This is a genomic window from Nonomuraea sp. NPDC051941, assembly GCF_044593615.1.
This window is the reverse complement of sequence record NZ_JBIUCF010000003.1, coordinates 533,425-553,528: the sequence shown is the minus strand read 5'-3', so window position 1 is coordinate 553,528 and position 20,104 is coordinate 533,425. Positions and strand designations below refer to the sequence as shown.

Here is a 20,104-nt window from a genome sequence, read left to right as displayed (position 1 = left end):
ATGAACAATGTTCTTCATGTCCTTCACTGAATCCGCCCGTGACATGCGGGACGAACTCATCCAGCTCAGGCACTCGTTGCACACCACCCCGGAGCTCGGCCTGCACCTGCCGCGCACGCAGGAGAAGGTCCTGGCCGCGTTGGACGGGCTGCCGCTGGAGGTGAAGACGGGCACCTCGCTCAGCTCCGTCACCGCCGTGCTGAGGGGCGGCAGGCCGGGCCCGGCGGTGCTGCTGCGCGGGGACATGGACGCGCTTCCCGTGGCCGAGAAGAACGACCTGCCGTACGTCTCCCAGCTCCCCGGCCAGATGCACGCGTGCGGCCACGACCTGCACACCGCGATGCTGGCGGGGGCGGCGCGGCTGCTGAGCGCGCGGCGGGAGGAGCTGGCCGGTGACGTCATCTTCATGTTCCAGCCGGGCGAGGAGGGTTACGAGGGCGCCAAGCACATGATCGCCGAGGGTGTGCTGGACGCGGCGGGCGCGCGGCCCGTGGCGGCGTACGGGATGCACGTGGTGTCGGCGATGTTGCCGCCGGGGCTGTTCGCGTCGCGGCCGGGGCCGATCATGGCGGCGGCGGACACGTTCCTCGTGACGGTCAAGGGGCGCGGCGGGCACGGCTCCAGCCCGCACCGGGCGCTGGACCCGATCGCGGCGGGCTGCGAGATGGTGACGGCGCTGCAGACCATGGTGACCAAGGGGTTCGACGTGTTCGACCCGGTCGTGGTGACGGTGGGCAGCTTCCACGGCGGGTCGGCGGACAACGTGATCCCCGACGAGGCCAGGTTCGAGGCCACGGTGCGCACGTTCAGCAAGGACAACCGGACGAAGGTCAAGCGCAGGCTGGTGGAGGTCGTGCAGGGCATCGCGGCGGCGCACGGGCTGGAGGTCGAGGCGTCGTTCGGGATGGGCTATCCGGTGACGGTGAACGACGACGGCGAGGCGGCGTTCGTGGGCAGGACGGCCGACGAGCTGTTCGGCCCGGGGCGGTATTTCGTGTCGCCGCAGCCCGTGATGGGCTCCGAGGACTTCTCGTACGTGCTGGAGGAGGTGCCGGGCGCGTTCGTGTTCCTTGGGGCCTGCCCGGCGGACCGTGACCCGGCCACGGCGCCCTACAACCACTCCCCCGAGGCGGTCTTCGACGACGCCGTCCTGTCCGACGGCGCCGCGCTCTACGCCACGCTCGCGCACGCCAGGCTGTCGTGACCATGCGGGCGTGGGTCGTGGCCGAGCCGGGGCCGATGGCGACGCGGCCGCTGGAGCCGGTCGAGCGGGACGTGCCCGAGCCGGGCCCGGGCGAGGTGCTGGTACGGGTCGAGGCGTGCGGCGTGTGCCGTACCGACCTGCACCTGGCGGAGGGCGACCTCCTGCCGCGCCGGCCGCGTACCACGCCCGGTCACCAGGTCGTCGGACGCGTCGAGGGCACGGGCGAGCGGGTGGGCGTGGCCTGGCTGCGCTCGACCTGCGGCGCGTGCAAATACTGCCTGAGGGGCACGGAGAACCTCTGCCCCTCCTCGGCCTACACGGGGTGGGACGCCGACGGCGGTTACGCCGAATACCTCACCGCACCCCGCGACTACGTCTATCCGCTGCCCGCCGACGTGCCCGCCGAGCGGCTGGCGCCGCTGCTGTGCGCCGGGATCATCGGCTACCGGGCGCTGCTGCGCTGCGACCTGCCGCCGGGCGGGCGGCTGGGGATCTACGGGTTCGGCGCCTCGGCGCACCTGACCGCGCAGGCCGCCATCGCCCAGAGCGCGGTGGTGCACGCGGTGACCAGATCCGCGGCTTCCAGGGCCCTCGCGCTGGAGCTGGGAGCCGCCTCCGCCGGGGACGAACCGCCGGAGCCGCTGGACGCGGCCATCCTATTTGCGCCGGTAGGTACTCTGGTTCCAGCAGCGCTCGAAGCGCTCGACCGTGGCGGCACGCTGGCCATCGCCGGCATCCACCTGACGGACGTGCCCGTCCTGAACTACGACAGGCACCTCTTCCAGGAGCGCACACTCCGCAGCGTCACGGCCAACACCAGGGCCGATGGGCGTGCCTATCTGGAGCTGGCGCTGGCACACCCGCCACGCGTGACGACGAGCCTCTACCCGTTCGGGCAGGCCGCCCAGGCGCTCACCGATCTGGCAAACGACCAGGTCAGAGGGGCTGCCGTCTTGGTAATGGAATGACGTTTTACTTGACGGCGCTTAGCTCCACTCCGCACACTGATGAAGGAAAGTTACATTAGCCTCACAACCTCTGGAGATTATTGACGCGGATCAGGCACGATCGTAGTGTCCGGTCAATCCCTGCAGAGATCTTCGACAGGTCCGACATCTCCCCGGAGCGGCAAATGAAACGACTGGCAGCGGTAGTAGCGTTGCTGGGCCTTGCCACCGCGACAGCGGCGTGCAGCGGTGGTTCCACCAACAGTTCCGGCGGCTCGGGCGGCGGGGGCGGGCTCTTCACCACGATCGACGTGCTCAAGCCCGGCCTCGACGCGAGCGGCCCGGCCAACCCATGGGCGCCCAAGGGCAACTCTTTCCTGGGTTACAACGCGATGAAGCTGGGCTGGATCAAGAACCACCTGACCGACCCGAACCAGTTCTACCCAGGTATCGCCGCCAGTTGGGAGATCGCTCCCGACAACTCCTCGATCACCCTCCACATCCAGCCGAACGCCAAGTGGTCCGACGGCAAGCCGGTGACGGCCGACGACGTCAAGCTCTCTCTCGGGCTGGCCTCCACCACCGGCAGCACCGCGTTCGCGGTCACGCCGGGCGCGGCGGGCGTGGCGTCGGACGTCCAGGTGGTCGACCAGAAGACCGTCAAGGTCTCCCAGGACATGAAGAACCCGAGCATGAAGTTCGCCCGCGGCATCATGGACAACTGGGTCGTGCCCGCGCACGTCTGGAGCAGCCTGCTGCCGGCCGACTTCTGGGACAAGCTGAAGGCCGCCAGGGAAACCGGCGCCGACGCCGACAAGGCCCGTGAGGAGATCCTCGCCATCGGCCAGAAGGTGCTCGCGTTCGCGCCGCCGAAGGACGTCTCGGCCGGGCCCTTCACGCTGGAGCGGGTCAACCCCGGCGAGGCGCTGCTGGTCAAGAACAAGAACTTCTTCAACGCCGCGAACGTCGCGCCGGCCCAGGTGAAGCTCCTCAACTACAACGGCAACGAGCAGATCTGGAACTACCTGAGCGCGGGCAAGCTCGACCAGGCCGGCTTCACCGCCATGCCTTCCGACGTCATGACCCGGATCAAGAACGCCCCCGGCTCCAACGTCATCAGGGGCTTCTCGCCGGTGGCCGTCGGCATGGGCTTCAACCAGTCGAAGAAGCCGTACGACAACGTGCACGTGCGGCGCGGCCTGGCCTACCTGATCGACCGTGACCAGGTGACCAAGGTGGCCTCGCCCGAGGGCGGCACGCCCGCCGTGACCACCTCCGGCATCCACCAGAAGCCGGCCCAGGAGTGGATCGGCTCCGAGCTGGCCAGTCTGAACCCGTACAAGCACGACGTGACCAAGGCGGAGGAGGAGTTCAAGGCGGCCGGTCTGAAGAAGACGGGCGGCAAGTGGACGCTGGCCGACGGCTCGCCGTGGAAGGTCAGCATGCGCGCGCCCGCGACGTTCTCCGACTGGATCTCCGCCGAGGAGAACATCAAGAGCCAGCTCATCGCCGGCGGCGTTGACGCTGAGGTCGTGACCGTCGCCGACTACCCCGTCTACCTGGAGGAGCTCGCGGCCGGCAAGTACGACGTCGGCTTCTGGCTGATGGCGCTCGGCCCCGCGCCGTACGACATCTTCCAGCGCCTCTACGGCGCCTCCAACGGCTGGACCAACGTCGCCGGCAAGGTCGCGCACAGCGCGCCCGGCAAGGGCGGCAACTGGATGGGCAGCGCGGAGGAGATCGACGTCGAGGGCGTGGGCAAGGTCAACCCGGGTGAGCTCACGGCCAAGCTGAACGCGGCCGCCCCCGAGGAGGCCAAGCCGATCATGGCGCAGCTCGCCAAGACGGCCAACCAGGACCTGCCGGCGATCCAGCTCTGGGACTACGTGAACACGCAGTTCACCAACACCAGCCGCTTCACCGGCTGGCCGGAGCAGGACAGTGACCTGCTCCGCCTGAACGCCGGCGTCTGGATCCAGCTGGGTCTCATCAAGGCGAAGCAGTAGAGAAGAGCCTATGGTAGTAATCGCACGGCGACTCGCGGGCCACCTGGCCCGCGGGGTCGTCATGATCCTCGTCGTAGCCACGATCAGCTTCTTCATCGTCAGGAGCATTCCCGGCGACCCGGTGGCCGCGAACGTCCAGAAGCTGATCCAGCAGGGCATGGATCAGCAGGCAGCCGAGCAGGCGACGCGCGTGCTCTACGGGTTCCAGCCCAGGGGCTCGCTGTGGGAGCAGTACGTCCAGTACATGTCGGGCCTGCTCCGCTTCGACCTGGGCCAGTCGATCACCCACGCGGGCGCGCCGGTCACCCAGGTGCTGGGCGAGGCGGCCAAGTGGACCGTTCTACCGGTGCTGGTGGGAACGCTGCTCAGCTTCCTGGTCGGCATCGTGATGGGCGTCTACGCGGCCATCAAGCGCTCCGGCAAGCTCGGCGACGTCCTGGCCGTCTCGGGGTCGCTGCTGCACGGCGTCCCGCAGTACGTGCTGGGGCTGCTGCTCAGCGCCGTCTTCGCGACGCTGATCCCGATCCTGCCGGCCGACGGACCCGTGGACATCCTGTTCGAGCCCGGGTTCAACGCCGACTACATCGGCTCGCTGGCCCAGCACGCGGTGCTGCCGGTGCTGACGTACGCGCTGGCGTCCTACGGCGGATGGATCCTGGCGATGAAGTCGAGCGTGGTGACGGTGCTCGGCGACGACTTCATCCTGGCGGCGGAGCTGCGCGGGATGAAGCGGTCGATCATCTTCCGCTACATCGCGCGCAACGCGATCCTGCCGCTGTTCACGATCCTCGCGCTGTCGCTCGGCCTGCTGCTCGGCGGCGCGGTGTTCATCGAGCGGATCTTCAACTACCCGGGGCTCGGCCTGCTGCTCCTCGACAGCATCACCATGCGTGACTACGCGCTGATGGGCGGGGCGTTCCTGCTGATCACGGTGTCCATCATCGTGGCGAACATCGTCGCCGACCTGTTCTACTCCGCGATCGACCCGCGGGTCCGCAGCGGGGAGGAGGTGTCGTCATGAGCGTCCTGCTCGAGAGCTCTTCGACCAGCGCCGCCATGCGCCGCAACTTCTGGACGGGCGTCTGGCGGGTGATGAAGCGCAAGCCCAGCCGCATGGTGGGCGTGGTGCTCGTGCTCGGGTTCGTCTTCATGGGCGTGTTCGGGCCGATGTTCTACCCCGCCCAGCTGCCCCTCGACCCGACCCAGATCACCAAGCCGCCGAGCTGGGAGCACTGGCTCGGCACCGACGACCAGGGCCGTGACGTGGTCGCCCTGGTGGTCACCGGGTCGCGGTACGTGCTGCTGGCCGCCCTGGTGACCGCGGTCATCACCGTGGTCGTGGGCACCGGCATCGGGCTGTTCTCCGGCTTCAAGCGGGGCCGCTGGGACAACGTGCTCATGCGGCTCACCGACATGAAGCTGACCATCCCCGGCCTGCCGCTGCTGCTGGTGCTGTCCACGGTGTGGAAGTTCAGCAGCGCGATCCAGATGGGCCTGGTGCTGGGGCTGCTCGGCTGGGGCGGCGTGGCGCGGGCGGTGCGCTCGCAGACGCTGTCGCTGCGCGAGCGGGGCTTCATCGAGGCGGCGCGTGGGCTCGGCCTGCCCACCAGGCACATCGTGGGCAAGGAACTGCTGCCGAGCATGGCGCCGTACATCGCGATGAACATGCTCATCGCGGTCACCGGCGGCGTCTACGCGCAGGTCGGCCTGTTCTTCCTGGGTGTGCTGCCGTACGAGTCGAACAACTGGGGGCAGATGCTCAACACGGCCGTGTTCCGTTCCGGCGCGCTCCAGGTGCCGAGCGCGCTGGGCTTCCTCATCGGGCCGCTGCTGGCGATCCTGTTGCTGACGCTGGCCATCGTGCTCGTGGTGGACGCCATGGACGAGATCTTCAACCCCCGGCTGCGGGAGGAGTAGGCGTGACCGAGCGAAGCGAGGGCACCATCGGATACAGCGCTCCGAGTCAGGTGGCCGGAGGCCGCCTGGCTCAGCAAGCGCCGGGCGTGCGCATCGACGGCCTCACGGTCGTCTACAAGACCCCCGCGGGCGAGCTGCCCGCCGTCAGGGACGTCAACCTGACCCTGGAGCCGGGCTCGATCACCGGCATCGTCGGCGAGTCCGGTTCGGGCAAGTCGACGATGGCCCTGTCGCTGCTCAACGCCGTCCAGCCCCCGGGCAGGATCTCGGCGGGCAGCGTCGAGATCGACGGGCTCGGCGACGTGGTCGGCCTGAAGGGCGAGCACCTGCGCAAGGCCAGGGGCAAGCACATCGGGTACGTCTTCCAGGCCGCCCAGAACTCCCTGAACCCGCTCAAGACGGTCGGCAAGCAACTGCTCGACCTGGGCCGCTCGCACGGCGTCGAGGACCTGCGCGGCCTGGTGCGCGAGGCCAAGGAGCTGCTGTCGCGGATGGGCCTCGACGGTGCCCGGGTGCTCGACTCGCACCAGCACGAGCTGTCCGGCGGCATGCGCCAGCGGGTCGGCATCATGCTGGCGCTGGTCCTCAACGCCCACCTGGTGGTGCTGGACGAGCCGACGACCGCCCTCGACATGATCACGCAGGCGAACATCCTGAAGATCGTCCGCGAGGTGCACGCGGAGCGCGGCCTCACCACCCTCGTCATCACGCACGACATCGGCGTGGTGGCCGAGGTCGCCGACCGGCTGGCCGTCATGTACGGCGGGCGGCTGGTCGAACAGGGCCCCACCAGGGAGGTGCTCGGCGCGCCGCGGCACCCGTACACCAGGGGCCTGATCCAGGCCATCCCCCGGCTCGTCGGCGACATCGACGAGGCCAGGGCTCTGCCCGGCCGGCCGCCGACGCTGGCGACCGTGCCGAAGGAGGGGTGCGTGTTCAGGGAGCGCTGCGCGCTGCGCATGGACGTCTGCGACACCGTCGATCCTCTCGCGGTCGCCGACGGGTCGCGGGTCGTGGCCTGCCACGCCGTGACCGCGAACGTGAAGGAGCACGCATGATCACTGGGACCGGCGTCGTCAAGACGTTCAAGCAGCGGGGCAAGATGCTCGGCGCCCGCGAGGTGCGCGCGCTGCGCGGCGTGGACTTCGCGATCCCGAAGGGCGGCGCGGCCTCGTTCATCGGCGAGTCCGGGTGCGGCAAGACCACGCTGGGCCGGATCATCGCCGGGCTGGAGACGTACGACGAGGGCGAGATCCTGATCGACGGCGTCTCCATGTCGCCGCTCAAGCAGAAGCAGCGCCAGCCGCACTTCCGCAAGATCCAGATGATCCACCAGGACCCGTACTCGGCCCTGAACCCGACCAGGACCGTCCACCAGACCCTGTTCGCCCCGCTGTCCCTGCGGGCCGGGCAGACCGGGCGGTCGCGGTCGTGGGTCGAGGAGCGGGCGGCCGAGGTGCTGTCGCTGGTCGGCCTCGACCCGGGCACGGTGCTGTCGCGCTACCCGCACCAGCTGTCCGGCGGCATGCGGCAGCGCGTGGTCATCGCCCGCGCGCTGACCGTCGACCCGGAGATGCTCGTCGCCGACGAGGCCGTCTCCATGATCGACGTGTCGCTGCGGCTGGGCATCCTGGCGCTGCTGAAGGACCTGCGCGAGCGGCTCGGCGTGAGCGTGCTGTTCATCACGCACGACGTGGCCACGGCCCGCTACATTGGCGACGACGGCGAGCTGTACGTCATCTACCGCGGCCAGGTCGTCGAGCGCGGCGCGGTGGACACGGTCATCGCCGACCCCGTGCACCCGTACACGCAGTCGCTGCTGTCGGCGATCCCGGTGCTGCACGGCCTGGAGCTGCCCGGCGAGCAGCCGGTGACGCCGCTGGAGTCGCTGGACGAGAGCCAGTCGGACGAGGGCTGCCTGTTCGCCCGCCGCTGCCCGTTCAGGGGCGAGCGGTGCACGAGCGAGCGGCCGCTGCTGCAGCTGACGGAAGGGGTGCCGCAGGAGCACGCGTGCTTCTACCCCGAGCGCCGCAGCGTGATCGCCCGCCCGATGAGCGAGGTGTGATGTCCCACGCCGTGCGGACCTTCACGTCCGCCGCCGGATCCATTGACGGGGCCGGGGTCGCCGAGGCGGCCGAGGTCGCCGCCGCCGCGCTGACGCTGGACGCCGCCGAGGCCGCCGGCCTGGTCGGCTACCTGTCGCGCCCGCCCGCGGAGCGGCGCTGGAGCGCGCTGGCCACCGACGGCGGCGTGGTGATGGCGTCCGTGTCGGGCACGGATCCGGCGGTGGGGCACATCGACCTGCTGGCCGTGCACCCCTCCGCGCAGGGACAGGGGCGCGGGCGGGCGCTGGTGCGGGCCGCCGAGGAATGGCTGAAGAGCCAGGGCGCGCGGCAGGCGCGCTTCGCCGGCAACCCGCCGTGCTACGTCTGGCCGGGCATCGACGTCCGCTACACTGCGGCCGCCTGCCTGGCCGAGAGCCTCGGCTACCACCGCTACGACGTCGCCTGGAACATGACGGCCGACCTGAGCGCCGACCTGTCCGTGGAGGACGACCTGGAGCGGCTGGAGCGCTCCGGCGTGCGCGTGCACGCGGCCGGCGACACCGCGGACCACCCGGCCCGCGCGCACGTCGCCGCGTTCGTCCGGGAGCAGTGGAACGAGCGCTGGGCCTGGGAGGCCGCCCACGCGGCCGGCCTGCACTACGCCGAGCGCGACGGTCACGTCCTGGGCTTCGCCGCCTGGGGCGCCCGGCCGGGCTGGTTCGGGCCCATGGGGACCTCCCCCGACGCCCGCGGGCTCGGCGTCGGACGGGTGCTGCTGCGCAGGTGCCTGGCCGACCAGCGGGCCGCTGGACAGTCCAGTGCCCAGATCGGGTGGGTGGGGCCGTTGCGGTTCTACTCGCACGCCGTGGGCGCGCGAGCGGAACGCGTCTTCTGGCTCTACCGGCGCGATCTGGTGTGATGTCAGTCGTAGATGAGTCGTCCTTCCGGCTTTCCCGGCGGCGGGCAGAGGCCCCGGGGGTCCTCGCCGGCGTCCAGGCAGCGGGTCAGGGTGTCGGAGCCCCACAGGTGGTCCATGAACAGGTCGGGGCCCCACCAGCGCAGGTCGTCCGGGTAGAGGGTGCGGGCTGTGTACAGCATGGACAGGCCCGTCAGGACGGGCCTGAACGCCTCGCGGTCGTGCACGTGGAGCTGGACGCCGCGCACGGCGACGCCCGCGTGCTTGTGGAACGTGGGCATGAACCACGTCTCCCTGAACCGCACGCCCGGCAGGTCCAGCGCGGCCAGCGCCGGGGCGAACCGCTCGTCGGCGTACGGGGCGCCGATCAGCTCGAACGGCCTGGTCGTGCCGCGCCCCTCGGAGAAGTTCGTGCCCTCGAAGAGGCCCGTGCCGGGGTAGACCAGCGCGGTGTCCGGGGTCGGCATGTTGACCGAGGGCATCACCCACGGCAGCCCCGTCTCGGCGAACGTCATGTCGCGCCGCCAGCCCTCCATCTCGATCACGCGCAGCTCCACGTCGAACCCGAACAGCGTGGCCAGCTCCCCCGCCGTCCTGCCGTGCCGGACCGGCAGCGGGAAGCGGCCCACGAAGCTCGCGAACGCCGGGTCGAGCGCCGGCCCCTCCTGGACGGTCCCGCCGAGCGGGTTGGGCCGGTCCAGGACCACGAACCTCAGCCCGAGCCGGGCGGCCGACGCCATCAGGTCGTACATCGTCCAGACGTAGGTGTAGAAGCGCGTGCCCACGTCGGCGATGTCGAACACCAGCGTGTCCACGCCCGACCCCGCGATCGTCCGGTCGAGCGCCTCGCCCTCGAGCTTGTGCGTGTCGAAGACCGGCAGCCCGGTCCTCTCGTCCACCGTGTCGGCCTCGCTGCCGGCCGCCTGGGCGGTGCCTCGCATGCCGTGCTCGGGGCCGAACAGGGCCGTCAGGTTCAGTCCTGCGGCCAGCAGCGCGTCCGCGGTGGGGGTGAGATCGGGCAGGACTCCGGTGGGGTTCGTGATCAGGCCGAGGCGGGTTCCGCCCGCGAGGGCGGTATCCACGGCCAGCCGTTCGGCTCCGATGCGTACGTATGGCATGAAAGCCATTGTCTGAAAGATATTTACAAGTGTGAAGGAGAGGGTGGAAATTAGCGTCATGATCGATCCACTACCCGAGCTGTCCACCGAGCAGAGCGATCCCCGCTACAGCCAGATCGACCGGCTGCCGACCGAGCAGATCGCCCGGCTCATGAACCAGGCCGACGCCGCCGTGCCCGCCGCCGTCGCGGTGGTCATCCCGGCGATCTCGGCCGCCGTCGACGCGATCTCCGCCAGGATGGCAGAGGGCGGCCGACTGCTGTACGTCGGGGCCGGCACGTCCGGGCGGCTGGCGGTGCTCGACGCCAGCGAGTGCCCGCCCACGTTCGGCACCGATCCGTCGCTGGTGCAGGGCATCATCGCCGGCGGGCCCGAGGCGCTCACCCGATCGGTCGAGGGGGCGGAGGACGACGCCGAGGCCGGCGCCGCCGCGTTGAAGGACCTGGCGGTGGGACCGCTCGACTCGGTGGTGGGCGTGTCCGCCAGCGGCCGGGCTCCTTTCGTCCTGGGCGCGCTGGCGGAGGCGGCCTCCCGGGGCGCGCTCACCGTCGGCCTGTCGTGCAACGACGGCGCGCCGCTGTCGGCCGCCGCCGAGCACGCGATCGAGGTGGTCGTGGGACCCGAGGTGGTGACCGGCTCGACCCGGCTCAAGGCGGGCACGGCCCAGAAGCTCGTGCTCAACATGATCTCCACGATCTCGATGGTCAAGCTCGGCCGTACCTACGGCAACAAGATGATCGAGATGTCGGCGATGAACAACAAGCTGGCCGGGCGCGCGCTGCGCATGGTCAGCGACATCACCGGCGCCGACCTGGAGACGGCCGAGACCGCGCTGGACGCGGCCGGCGGGCAGGCGAAGATCGCCGTGCTGATGATCCAGCACGGGCTCGACGCGGAGGGGGCACGAGCGCTGCTGGAGTCGCACGGGGAGCGCCTCAGCGACGCGCTGAGCGGCTGAGGGGAACGGGGATGACCGACCGGCTGGGGGCGGTCCTGGCGGGCGCGGTGCCGCGCGTGTGCGCCGCCGCGGTCGCGCTGATCGCCGTGGACGGCTCCGTGGCCGCCGCGGCCGCCGCCGGCGAGCTCGTACGCTACGCCGACGCCGAGGGGACCCTGGCCCCGGAGCGCCCGCCCGCCGGCCGCGACTCGATCTTCGACCTGGCCTCGATCAGCAAGCTCTTCACCACGGCCGTGCTGCTCTCGCTGGCCGAGGAGGGCGCGATCGGCCTGGACGAGCCGGTGGCCGCCTGGATACCGGGGCACGACCCGAGGGTCACGCCGCGCCGCCTGCTCACGCACACGGCGGGCCTGCCCCCGACCCGCCGCATCGACCTGGAGCTGCCGGGCGCGGACGCCTCCGAACGCATGGAGGCCATGCTGCGCACGCCGATCGCCCATCCGGTCGGCGGCCCGTACCTCTACAGCGACGTCGGCCTGGTCATCGCCGGCCGGGTCGCCGAGCTGGCGGGCGGCGCGCCGCTCGACGCGCTGGTCCGCGCCCGGGTCACGGACGTGCTCGGCCTGCCCGACACCGGCTACCGGCCCACCGCGCCGTCTCGGGTCGCCGCGACCGAGTGGAAGCCGGAGCGGACCGGGCCGGGCTGCGTGCGCGGGGAGGTCCACGACGAGACGGCGTACGCGCTGGGCGGCGTGGCGGGGCATGCGGGGCTGTTCGCCACGGCCGGGGATCTGCTGGCCTTCGGCGAGGCGCTGCGGCTGGCCGCAATCCGGCAGGGCGGTGCTGTGCTGCGCCCGGGGAGCGTGGCCGAGATGCTGCGCGACCAGGGCGCCGAAGGGGCCGCCTTCCGGCACGGGCTGGGCGTGCGGATCGGCGATCCGGCCATCGTGGGCCCCCTGACCGGCGCCTTCGGGCATTCCGGCTTCACCGGCACCTCGCTGGTGGTCGATCCCGCCCGCGGGCTGACCGTGGTGCTGCTGACGAACGCCGTCCACCCCGTACGCGGGCGGGACGGCATCCGCGAGCTGCGCCACGCGGTGGCCGGGGAGGCGCTGCGCCTGCGCGGGCTCCAGCCCCTGACGTAGCCTGCAGGTATGTCCGTCCAGCTGAACCACACCATCGTGCAGGCGAAGGACAGGGACGAGACCGCCGCGTTCCTCGTGGACGTCCTCGGCCTGGAGCCCGCGCCCGTGTACGGACCGTTCCGCGTCGTCTCGCTCGGCAACGACGTCTCCCTCGACGTCGTCCAGGCGGGTGAGGCCGTGGTGCCGCAGCATTACGCGTTCCTGGTCGGCGAGGAGGAGTTCGACCAGATCTGGGACCGGATCAAGAGCCGCGGCCTGACGTACTGGGCCGATCCGCACCACACGCAGCCGGAGCGGATCAACACCCACGACGGCGGCCGCGGCCTCTACTGGTCCGACCCCAACGGCCACAACCTGGAGATCATCACGGTCCCGTACGGCGGCTGGGGCTAGGGCGCCAGCGCCTCCAGCGCCTCCTCGGCCCGGCGCATCGCCTCCTCGGCGTCGAGCGTGACGAACTCGCGGTCGAAGTTGAGGTCGTGGAAGACGTCCGTCACGCCACTGGCGGCCAGCGCGTCCACGTCGCTCCTGATCTTGTCGTACATGCCCGTCAGGGGCCGGTCGCCGGCCGCCCGGACCTGCGTGACGCCGCGGCAGACGAACCGGAACGCGGCCGCGTCGCGCCCCGACTCCGCCAGCGCCTCCTTGATGAGCCCAACCCGCGCGGCGATCGCGGACAGGTCCTCCCTGCTGGAGCTCACCCACCCGTCGGCCAGCCGGGCGGCGCGGCGCAGCGCGACCTCGGCGGTGCCGCCCAGCAGGATCGGCGGCGGCCCCGGCACGGGTTTGGGGTCGATGTGGGACGGCGGCACCCGGTAGAACTCGCCGCGGTGCTCGACCACGTCGTCGGCCCAGGCCTCGCGCAGCACCTCGACGAATTCCTCGCCCCTGCGCCCCCGCCGCTCCATGCCGACGCCCGCCGCCTCGAACTCCTCCGGCAGCCAGCCCAGCCCGAGCCCCGCCGTGAGCCGCCCGCCGGACACGGTCTGGAGCGTGGCCAGCTGCTTGGCCAGCACGACCGGCTGCACGTACGCGTTGACGACGGCCACGCCGAGCCGGATCCGCTCCGTCACGCCCGCGAGGTGGGCCAGCGTGATCAGCGGGTCGTGCACGCTGCGGTACGTCGGCCCCATCGGGTGCCCGACCGGGTACAGCAACCGCTGGAACGTCCACAGCTCGTGGTAGCCGAGCTCCTCCGCTCGCCTGGCGACGCGGCGCATGTTCTCCGGGGTCGCCCATGGGCCTGACTGGGGCACTGCGAAACCGATCCTCATGACCCCTAGTCTGTAGCAGTGAGTCTGGAGGAGGACCTGGCGGGGATCGCCGGAGCGTACGGGGGGACGGGCGAGCCCGTGCTGCATCCGACGCGTACGGACGTCGTGGTGTTACGTAGAGGCGAGGTCGTGGTCAAGGCCCACTCGCAGCGCGACGACGTCGAGTCGTTGCGGATCCGGTTGCGGGGCGCGGCGTCGGCCGCGGTGACCGGGGTGATGCTGGCCCCGCTCGACCCCCAGGTGCTGACGGTCGCGGGCCGCGCGGTGACGGTCTGGCCCGCCGGCCGGCCGGTCGCGCAGGAGGACCCGGACTCCGCACCCTGGGAGGAGGGCGCCAGGCTGCTGGCCAGGCTGCACGCCGTCCCCCTCACCCTGCTGCCCGGCCTTCCCGCCGCCGGCGGGCCCGCGCGGGCCGCCAGGGCGGTGGGCCGGATGAGCGGCGACGGCCCGGTGGAGCAGCTCATCAGGCGGACCTTCGAGGAGCTGCCCGAGCCCGACCCGCTGCCCGGCCTGCTCACGCACGGCGACTGGCATCTGGGCCAGCTCGTCCACCGCGACGACTGGCTGCTCATCGACGTCGACGACCTGGGCGTCGGCGACCCGGCGTGGGACCTGGCCAGGCCGGCCGCCTGGTACGCCGCCGGGCTGCTCGACCCGGCCGTCTGGGAGCGGTTCCTGGGGGCCTACCTGGCCTCCGGCGGGCCCGCGCTCGGCCGGGGCGACGACCCGTGGCGGCGGCTCGACGTACCGGCCAGGGCGCTGACCGTTCAGCTGGCCGCGGTGGCCGTGGTCAACGCCGAGCGCGAGGGCCGGGAACTGGACGAGGTCGAGCATTCGTTGGTTGAGTCGTGCAACAGAATCGTCCGAGCGTGACGGGGTTGCGCGCGGTAGGTTTCAACCTGAGACCTCGAAGCCAAGGAGAGCGACCTAGATGCAGTGCCCCAAGTGCCGCGGGAACATGCGAACCTATGAGCGCAACGGCGTTCACATCGAGCAGTGCGACAACTGCCGCGGGATCTTCCTCGACTACGGCGAGCTCGAGACGCTGACCCGGATGGAGACTCAGTACCACACCTCTCCCCCGCCGCCCCCCGCCCCCGGCCCGGCCTGGGGCGCCCCGCACGGCGGCGGCCACTACGGCGGCCACCACCACCGGCAGCGCAGCTGGGTGGGCATGCTGTTCTCGACCTGACCGCGACGAAGGCCGCACACCGGTGGGGGTGTGCGGCCTTCGCGCGTCCTGCGGTCCGGATCCGCGGGTCAGCCAGGGAAGTCGTCGGGGTCCACGGGCGAGGTGCGGGCGTTGCCGCCCGCGATCGCGTGCAGCGTGATCCGCCAGTCGTGCCAGCGGATCTGCGTGGCGGTGAACGTCGTCTTGAACTTCACCGACTTCTGGAACCTCTCGAAGCTGCAGTTCCGCGTGAACGACTTGCTCTTGCCGTCCCAGTCCACGCCGTGCGTGAAGTAGACCTTGTAGCTGCCGTCGCGCACGCCCTTGACCTTGAACTTGGCGTTCTTGCGCACGTACACGCTGAAGGACTTGCTCCCGCCCTTCATGATGGTCACCACGGAGTCGCGGGTGCCGCCGTTGTCGATCTCCAGCGAGCTGCGGCCGTTGAAGGTGGCCCGCTTGATGAACGAGCCGTTCTTCAGCCGCCTGGTCTGCTTCTTGCCGGCCTTCACGCTCACGACGTCGGCCGGGTAGTCGCCGGCGCTCTGGAGGGCCGCACCCGCCTTGTCGAGCGCGGCCAGCTTGGCGTCGAGGTCGATGAGGACGGCCGAGGACGTGCACAGGTTCCGCGCGCCGACCTTGCCCGCCGTGGAGCCCAGCTCGCCGGCGAAGTCGCGCAGGCTGGCCACGTACGCGTCGTGCTGGGGCCGTACGGCGTCGGGTGGGGTGATGGCGGCCAGCGCGTCCGCGGCCCCGCTCAGCGCCTGCTCAGCGCGGCCGACGCGCTGGTCCAGGGCCTTGACCCCGCGCGCGCCTGCCAGGGCGCTGATGGCGTCCGCCATCGACTTGTGCCTGCTCTGGAGCTCGCCCTTGTAGGCCTCGGCCGTGAGCGCGGCCGGGCTCGGGGTTTGCGCCGCCGTGCCGCCGCCGGCGGGCACGCCGCCGCCGTTGCCGCCGGCCACCCCGCTGACCTTCGGCTCGCCTCCGGTCGGGGACGGTAACGCCGAGGAGCACGCGCTGAGCGTGAGGGTTGCCAGGGCGAGAACGCAGGAGATCAACCGGGGTCCAGCCACCTGTCACACTATCGTCCGGTTGATCCCTGCCCGTCAATCAGGATTCGGACAGTCCGGCATTGCGATCCTGTCGCAGCCACCGGGTGATCCCGATCGTCTCCAGGAACGGCACGTCGTGGCTGGCCACGACGAGCGCCCCCCGGTACGCGTTCAGCGCCTGGGAGAGCTCGCGGACGCTGGCCATGTCCAGGTTGTTCGTCGGCTCGTCGAGCAGGAGCAGCTGGGGCGGCGGCTCGGCCGACAGGAGCGCGGCCAGCGTCGCCCGGAAGCGCTCGCCACCCGACAGCGTGCCGACGGCCTGGTTGGCCCGCTCTCCCCTGAACAGGAAGCGCGCCAGGCGGGCCCGGACGTCGTTCACGGAGGCGGACGGGGCCACGGCCCGCACGTTGTCCACCACGCTCAGCGCGTCGTCCAGGACGTCGAGGCGCTGCGGCAGGTAGCGCACCGGGACGTGGGCGCCGTGCTCGACGATCCGCTTGAGCAGCGTGGTCTTGCCGGAGCCGTTGGGGCCCAGCAACGCGATCCGCTCGGGACCGCGCACCACCAGCGTCTCCAGCAGCACGCCGCGCACATCGCCCGCCACTTCCTCCTCACCGACCTCGTGGTCCTCCGGCACGCGACGCCGCTCGGAGGCACCGGCTTCGGGAGTGCCGTGGCCCGGGGGCGGGGCGAGGGGGAGGGTCAGGACCGTGCGGCCCGCCGGGACCTCGGTGCCCGGCAGCTGGATGCGGATCTCCGCGTCGTCCCGCACCGCCTGCTCCGCCTCCGTCAGCCGCCCCCGCGCCTCCTCCAGCTTCTCGATGGCGAGGTTGCGCTGCTTGCCCGCCGTCACCTGGGCCTTCCGTTTGAGCGCGTTGGCGACGATCTTCGGCGCCTTCTTGTTCTCGAACGCCTTCCGGCCGGCCCGCTGGCTGCGGTCGATCCGGATGCGGGCGTCGATGAGCTCCCGCTGCTGGCGGCGGATCTCGCCTTCCGCGGTCCGTACCATCCGCTGGGCGGCCTCCTGCTCGGCGGCGACCTGCTCCTCGTAGGCGCTCAGGTTGCCTCCGTACATGCGTACGGCGCCGTCGCGAAGCTCGGCGATCTGGTCCACCAGCTCCAGCAGCGCGCGGTCGTGGCTGACCACCACCAGCACGCCTGACCAGGCGGCGACCGCGGCGTAGAGCCGCTCTCGCGCGTCGAGGTCGAGGTTGTTGGTGGGCTCGTCGAGCAGCAGCACCTCGGGCCGTTTCAGCAGCTGGGCGGCGAGCGCGACCATGATGGTCTCGCCGCCGGACAGCGTGCCGACCGTGCGGTCCAGCCCGACGTGGTCCAGCCCGAGCCGGTCGAGCTCCGCGCGGGCGCGTTCCTCGACGTCCCAGTCGTCGCCGACGGCCGCGAAGTGCTCCTCGGCCACGTCCCCGCTCTCGATGGCGTGCAGCGCCGCCCGCGTCGCGCTGATCTCCAGCAGGTCCGACACGGTACGGCCGGCGCCCAGCGGGACGTTCTGCGGCAGGTATCCGATCTCTCCGGAGACGGACACGGATCCGGGCCGGGGGGCCAGCTCCCCCGCGATGACCTTCAGCAGGGTGGACTTGCCCGACCCGTTGGTCCCGATGAGCCCGGTGCGCCCCGCGGGGAACGCGGCGTCGAGCCCGTCGAGCACCTTGGTGCCGTCCGGCCAGCCGAAGGACACGTGATCTACAACAATGGAAAAAGACATAAGGCGGCTCCCGTCACAAAGATCGAAATTTCGTGACTTGGCGGGAAATCACCGCAAACGCGCGCAACACAAGCAGAGGATTCGGGACGACGAGGATCGCCACGAGGTCCAGGTGTGCGCGCATGCCCACGACAGGGCGGAACGGCGCGGTGCCCGCGACCTCAGATCCTCACGTCAGCTGCCCCCAGGGCTCGGCGATAAGACGTTCAAAGAGTACGCGACGCCTCGATCACCTCGCAAGGCCGCGCGCCCGATGCGCCGCGACGTTGACCCGGTTGGCGCAGGCGGGAGAGCAGAACCGGCGCCGCCCGTTGCGGGAGGTGTCGACGAAGACGATCTCGCACCCGTCGCGGTCGCACCGCCCCAGCCGGTGCCTGCCCGCGAACGACATGGCCATGGCCAGCCCGCCGGCCGTGGTGTCCTTCGCCCTGGACACGACGTCCGCGCTGGGGTCGAAGAAGTGCAGGTGGGGCTCGCGCCCGTCGTGCGCGCTGACGTACGGCTTGGACGCGGTGACGTCGAGCAGATCGTTGATCAGCTTGATCTGCGTGTCCTGGTCCCGCTCCCCGAACACCGGCGACAGCCGCCCCGCCCACACCCGCAGCTCCTCGGCCTGCTCGGCCGTGACGACGGTGCGAACCAGGCGGTGCTCGGTCAGCATCGCCTCGACCGCCTCGGGGCTGAAGTCGGTCGCGTTCACCAGCTCCGCCGCGAGGGCCGCCCCGTTGCCACCGTAAGCGTTGAAATGCATAAGGCCATTACAGCAGATTGGAAGCATGCACTCCGGACACCTGCACGACCCCCTGGCCCTGGCCGTCGTCTCCTCCCACCGCACCTCCGAGGGCACGGTCTCCTACCTGCGGTGTGCCTGCGGCGTGTGGGAGGTGCGCACCTCGGGCATGGTCGCCACCGTCCCGCCCCGCGACCGTCCTCGCGCCGCCTCCCGGTAGCGCCGCTCAGGCGAAGGCGGCGACGCCCTCGTAGGCGCCTTGGCGCGCCTGGCCGGTCACCTCGTACTCCAGGAGCAGCAGGCCGTTCGGCGTGGCCTCGTGGTGGAGCAGGCGGAGGCCGGACGGGGCGCCCACACCGGTCAGCAGCCGCCGGCCGGTCCGGACGACGGCGGGGGCGATCACGAGGCGGAGCGTGTCGATCAGGCCCGCCGCCAGCAGCGAGTCGCCGAGACGGGCGCTGCCGTGGATCTGGAGTTCGCGGCCCGGCCGTGCCTTGAGTTCGGCGACCGCGTGGACCGGGTCGCCCTTGAGGATGGTCGTGGGGTTCCAGGTCCCTTCGGTGAGGGTGTTCGTCACGACGTACTTCGGCAGGGTGTTCATCCGCTCGGTGAACGGGTCGGCCGGGTCGGTGATCTTCGGCCAGTCGCGTGCGAACGCCTCGTAGGTGCGCCGTCCGAGCAGCAGGCCGTCGGCGAGGTCGAGCCAGTCGGAGGCCCGCTGGACGAACGTCCCGTCCATGTGGGGAACGAGCCAGCCGCCACGGGTGAATCCGCCGCTGGTGTCCTCCTCCGGCGAGCCGGGTCCCTGGCTGACCCCGTCGAGGGTGAGGAACTCGGTGAGAGCGATCTTCATTGCCCGCCCTCGCTGAGAGCGGCCAGCTGGGCGGCGACCGTCCCCCAGCCGTCGGCGAAGCCGAGCTTCTCGTGATGGGCGCGGGCCTCCGGGTCGCCGTGCCGGACGACGATCCGGTAGTCCGTGCCGTCCGGGTGATCGTTGAGCGTGATCGTGGCGGTGATCGCGACCGGGGCGGGGCTCGCGGGACGCCACGCGCTGTCGATCGCGTTGGTGAACACGATCCGCTCGAGCTCGTCCACGGCGAGGAAGCACGCGTCCAGGTGCGGGCCGAACTCGGCCCCGCCGTCGCTCAGCCGCGTCACGAACGCCCCGCCGGGCCGCAGGTCCAGGCGGTCCACCCGGCAGCGGTACGGAGCCGGGACCCACCACCTCTCGAGCAGGGACGGGTCCGTCCAGGCCCTCCACACGGTCGCGCGCGGGGCGCGGATGATCCGCTCCAGGGCAAGGTCGAGATCGGGATTCACTGCGGGTTCTCCTCCAGGTAGGTGACGAACCGTTCGAGGCGGTCGGTGCGCTCCTCCCAGATCCGGCGCTGCTCGGCGAGCCAATCGTCGACCAGGGCGAGCCGCTCGCGGTTGAGCACGCAGGTGCGCACCCGGCCGGACTTGAGCGTGCGGATGAGCCCATTCGATTCGAGCGTCCGCACGTGCTTCATGAACGAGGGGAGGGTCATCGGGAAGTCGCGGGCGAGGTCGCCGACGCTCACGGGCCCGCGGCCGAGACGCCGGACGACGGCGCGCCGGGTCGGGTCGGCGAGTGCGACGAACACCCCGTCGAGCTCCGCCGAATACTGTGCCATGCGGCTAAGTATGGCCATCCCGTAATAGTTAGCGCAAGGGCTAAGTATCGAGATTCAGACCACGATTGCCGATCAGGACGGTTCAGGGCGGCGGGTCGCCCGGCGCGAGGACGTCGTGTGGTGCCTGGAGTGGCTCGGCCTGCTGGAGCAGCTCATCAGGCAGCACGGCCGCCTGGTCGGCGCCTACCAGTTCGGCGACCACGCGTCCCTGCTGGAGCAGGCCAGGGCGGTCTACCGGTCCCGGCTGAGCTGAGGCGCGAGGCGACGAGCGTCGCCGTTTCTGGCCCTATGTGTTAAATTTTG

At 71.2% G+C, this 20,104-nt stretch carries 23 protein-coding genes; 15 read left to right on the top strand and 8 right to left on the bottom strand.

The features are described 5' to 3' along the window. Positions 1-16 precede the first annotated feature (16 nt). The 8 genes from ACIHFD_RS09125 to ACIHFD_RS09090 all read left to right on the top strand — a co-directional run bounded on the left by ACIHFD_RS09125 (position 17) and on the right by ACIHFD_RS09090 (position 9,038). On the top strand, positions 17-1,204 hold the full coding sequence (locus ACIHFD_RS09125; protein WP_397366264.1) for a M20 family metallopeptidase: 1,188 nt from the start codon (positions 17-19) through the stop codon (positions 1,202-1,204). 2 nt (positions 1,205-1,206) lie between these two features. Continuing rightward, positions 1,207-2,172 (top strand): zinc-dependent alcohol dehydrogenase family protein, encoded by a 966-nt coding sequence (locus tag ACIHFD_RS09120; protein WP_397366300.1) that lies wholly within the window; start codon positions 1,207-1,209, stop codon positions 2,170-2,172. A 164-nt stretch (positions 2,173-2,336) separates the two neighbouring features. Next, positions 2,337-4,157 carry an ABC transporter substrate-binding protein gene (locus ACIHFD_RS09115; protein ID WP_397366263.1) on the top strand — a complete coding sequence of 607 codons (1,821 nt, stop codon included), beginning with the start codon at positions 2,337-2,339 and terminating at the stop codon, positions 4,155-4,157. Positions 4,158-4,167: 10 nt separating this feature from the next. Further along, positions 4,168-5,178 carry an ABC transporter permease gene (locus ACIHFD_RS09110; RefSeq protein ID WP_397366262.1) on the top strand — a complete coding sequence of 337 codons (1,011 nt, stop codon included), beginning with the start codon at positions 4,168-4,170 and terminating at the stop codon, positions 5,176-5,178. Then, positions 5,175-6,074, top strand: a complete 900-nt coding sequence (locus ACIHFD_RS09105) for an ABC transporter permease (protein ID WP_397366260.1) — start codon at positions 5,175-5,177, stop codon at positions 6,072-6,074. Before ACIHFD_RS09110 ends, ACIHFD_RS09105 begins: the two co-directional genes overlap by 4 nt. 2 nt (positions 6,075-6,076) lie before the next feature. Further along, entirely contained in the window at positions 6,077-7,132 is a 1,056-nt protein-coding gene (locus ACIHFD_RS09100) for an ABC transporter ATP-binding protein (RefSeq protein ID WP_397366259.1), read from the top strand. Beyond that, the gene (locus ACIHFD_RS09095) at positions 7,129-8,139 is read left to right on the top strand and encodes an ABC transporter ATP-binding protein (protein ID WP_363964106.1); all 1,011 of its coding nucleotides are present in this window, start codon (positions 7,129-7,131) and stop codon (positions 8,137-8,139) included. The genes ACIHFD_RS09100 and ACIHFD_RS09095 overlap by 4 nt, the downstream gene beginning before the upstream one ends. Beyond that, positions 8,139-9,038, top strand: coding sequence for a GNAT family N-acetyltransferase (locus ACIHFD_RS09090; RefSeq protein ID WP_397366256.1), 900 nt, complete (start codon positions 8,139-8,141; stop codon positions 9,036-9,038). Before ACIHFD_RS09095 ends, ACIHFD_RS09090 begins: the two co-directional genes overlap by 1 nt. Positions 9,039-9,040: 2 nt before the next feature. On the opposite strand, the gene ACIHFD_RS09085 is transcribed toward ACIHFD_RS09090, so the two are convergent. Beyond that, positions 9,041-10,162 carry an exo-beta-N-acetylmuramidase NamZ domain-containing protein gene (locus tag ACIHFD_RS09085; RefSeq protein ID WP_397366255.1) on the bottom strand — a complete coding sequence of 374 codons (1,122 nt, stop codon included), beginning with the start codon at positions 10,160-10,162 and terminating at the stop codon, positions 9,041-9,043. Positions 10,163-10,211: 49 nt separating this feature from the next. Here ACIHFD_RS09085 and murQ point away from each other — a divergent pair, with 49 nt between their 5' ends. From murQ to ACIHFD_RS09070, 3 genes are read left to right on the top strand one after another with little or no spacing between them, the layout of a single operon-like run. Next, positions 10,212-11,111: an N-acetylmuramic acid 6-phosphate etherase gene (gene murQ / locus ACIHFD_RS09080; protein WP_397366254.1), complete on the top strand. Its 900-nt coding sequence runs from the start codon at positions 10,212-10,214 to the stop codon at positions 11,109-11,111. An 11-nt stretch (positions 11,112-11,122) separates the two neighbouring features. Beyond that, positions 11,123-12,196, top strand: coding sequence for a serine hydrolase domain-containing protein (locus ACIHFD_RS09075; protein ID WP_397366252.1), 1,074 nt, complete (start codon positions 11,123-11,125; stop codon positions 12,194-12,196). Positions 12,197-12,205: 9 nt separating this feature from the next. Continuing rightward, a complete protein-coding gene (locus tag ACIHFD_RS09070) occupies positions 12,206-12,589 on the top strand; it encodes a VOC family protein (protein ID WP_350726660.1) in 384 nt (127 codons plus the stop codon). Here ACIHFD_RS09070 and ACIHFD_RS09065 read toward each other — a convergent pair. Continuing rightward, entirely contained in the window at positions 12,586-13,470 is an 885-nt protein-coding gene (locus ACIHFD_RS09065; protein WP_397366250.1) for a TIGR03619 family F420-dependent LLM class oxidoreductase, read from the bottom strand. The genes ACIHFD_RS09070 and ACIHFD_RS09065 overlap by 4 nt on opposite strands. Before the next feature lie 18 nt (positions 13,471-13,488). Between ACIHFD_RS09065 and ACIHFD_RS09060 the strand changes: the two genes are divergently transcribed. Together ACIHFD_RS09060 and ACIHFD_RS09055 are read left to right on the top strand one after the other, a co-directional pair. After that, the gene (locus ACIHFD_RS09060; protein ID WP_397366249.1) at positions 13,489-14,343 is read left to right on the top strand and encodes a phosphotransferase; all 855 of its coding nucleotides are present in this window, start codon (positions 13,489-13,491) and stop codon (positions 14,341-14,343) included. A 58-nt stretch (positions 14,344-14,401) separates the two neighbouring features. Then, positions 14,402-14,662: a zf-TFIIB domain-containing protein gene (locus ACIHFD_RS09055; RefSeq protein WP_350726654.1), complete on the top strand. Its 261-nt coding sequence runs from the start codon at positions 14,402-14,404 to the stop codon at positions 14,660-14,662. 68 nt (positions 14,663-14,730) lie between these two features. Here ACIHFD_RS09055 and ACIHFD_RS09050 read toward each other — a convergent pair whose 3' ends face one another. The 3 genes from ACIHFD_RS09050 to ACIHFD_RS09040 all read right to left on the bottom strand — a co-directional run bounded on the left by ACIHFD_RS09050 (position 14,731) and on the right by ACIHFD_RS09040 (position 18,167). Continuing rightward, positions 14,731-15,714, bottom strand: coding sequence for a hypothetical protein (locus tag ACIHFD_RS09050; protein WP_397366247.1), 984 nt, complete (start codon positions 15,712-15,714; stop codon positions 14,731-14,733). A gap of 37 nt (positions 15,715-15,751) precedes the next feature. Next, positions 15,752-17,416 carry an ABC-F family ATP-binding cassette domain-containing protein gene (locus ACIHFD_RS09045; protein ID WP_397366246.1) on the bottom strand — a complete coding sequence of 555 codons (1,665 nt, stop codon included), beginning with the start codon at positions 17,414-17,416 and terminating at the stop codon, positions 15,752-15,754. Between the two features lie 229 nt (positions 17,417-17,645). Continuing rightward, complete coding sequence (locus ACIHFD_RS09040) at positions 17,646-18,167, bottom strand: CGNR zinc finger domain-containing protein (protein WP_397366245.1); 522 nt, start codon at positions 18,165-18,167, stop codon at positions 17,646-17,648. A 25-nt stretch (positions 18,168-18,192) separates the two neighbouring features. On the opposite strand from ACIHFD_RS09040, the gene ACIHFD_RS09035 reads away from it, so the two are divergent. Further along, entirely contained in the window at positions 18,193-18,366 is a 174-nt protein-coding gene (locus ACIHFD_RS09035) for a hypothetical protein (RefSeq protein WP_397366244.1), read from the top strand. A 6-nt stretch (positions 18,367-18,372) separates the two neighbouring features. On the opposite strand, the gene ACIHFD_RS09030 is transcribed toward ACIHFD_RS09035, so the two are convergent. From ACIHFD_RS09030 to ACIHFD_RS09020, 3 genes are read right to left on the bottom strand one after another with little or no spacing between them, the layout of a single operon-like run. Next, positions 18,373-18,999: a dihydrofolate reductase family protein gene (locus tag ACIHFD_RS09030; RefSeq protein ID WP_397366243.1), complete on the bottom strand. Its 627-nt coding sequence runs from the start codon at positions 18,997-18,999 to the stop codon at positions 18,373-18,375. Beyond that, complete coding sequence (locus tag ACIHFD_RS09025) at positions 18,996-19,466, bottom strand: SRPBCC domain-containing protein (protein WP_397366242.1); 471 nt, start codon at positions 19,464-19,466, stop codon at positions 18,996-18,998. Before ACIHFD_RS09025 ends, ACIHFD_RS09030 begins: the two co-directional genes overlap by 4 nt. Next, positions 19,463-19,801 (bottom strand): ArsR/SmtB family transcription factor, encoded by a 339-nt coding sequence (locus ACIHFD_RS09020; protein ID WP_397366241.1) that lies wholly within the window; start codon positions 19,799-19,801, stop codon positions 19,463-19,465. The genes ACIHFD_RS09025 and ACIHFD_RS09020 overlap by 4 nt, the downstream gene beginning before the upstream one ends. 115 nt (positions 19,802-19,916) lie before the next feature. On the opposite strand from ACIHFD_RS09020, the gene ACIHFD_RS09015 reads away from it, so the two are divergent. After that, positions 19,917-20,054: a hypothetical protein gene (locus tag ACIHFD_RS09015; protein WP_397366240.1), complete on the top strand. Its 138-nt coding sequence runs from the start codon at positions 19,917-19,919 to the stop codon at positions 20,052-20,054. The last annotated feature ends 50 nt before the right edge of the window (positions 20,055-20,104 follow it).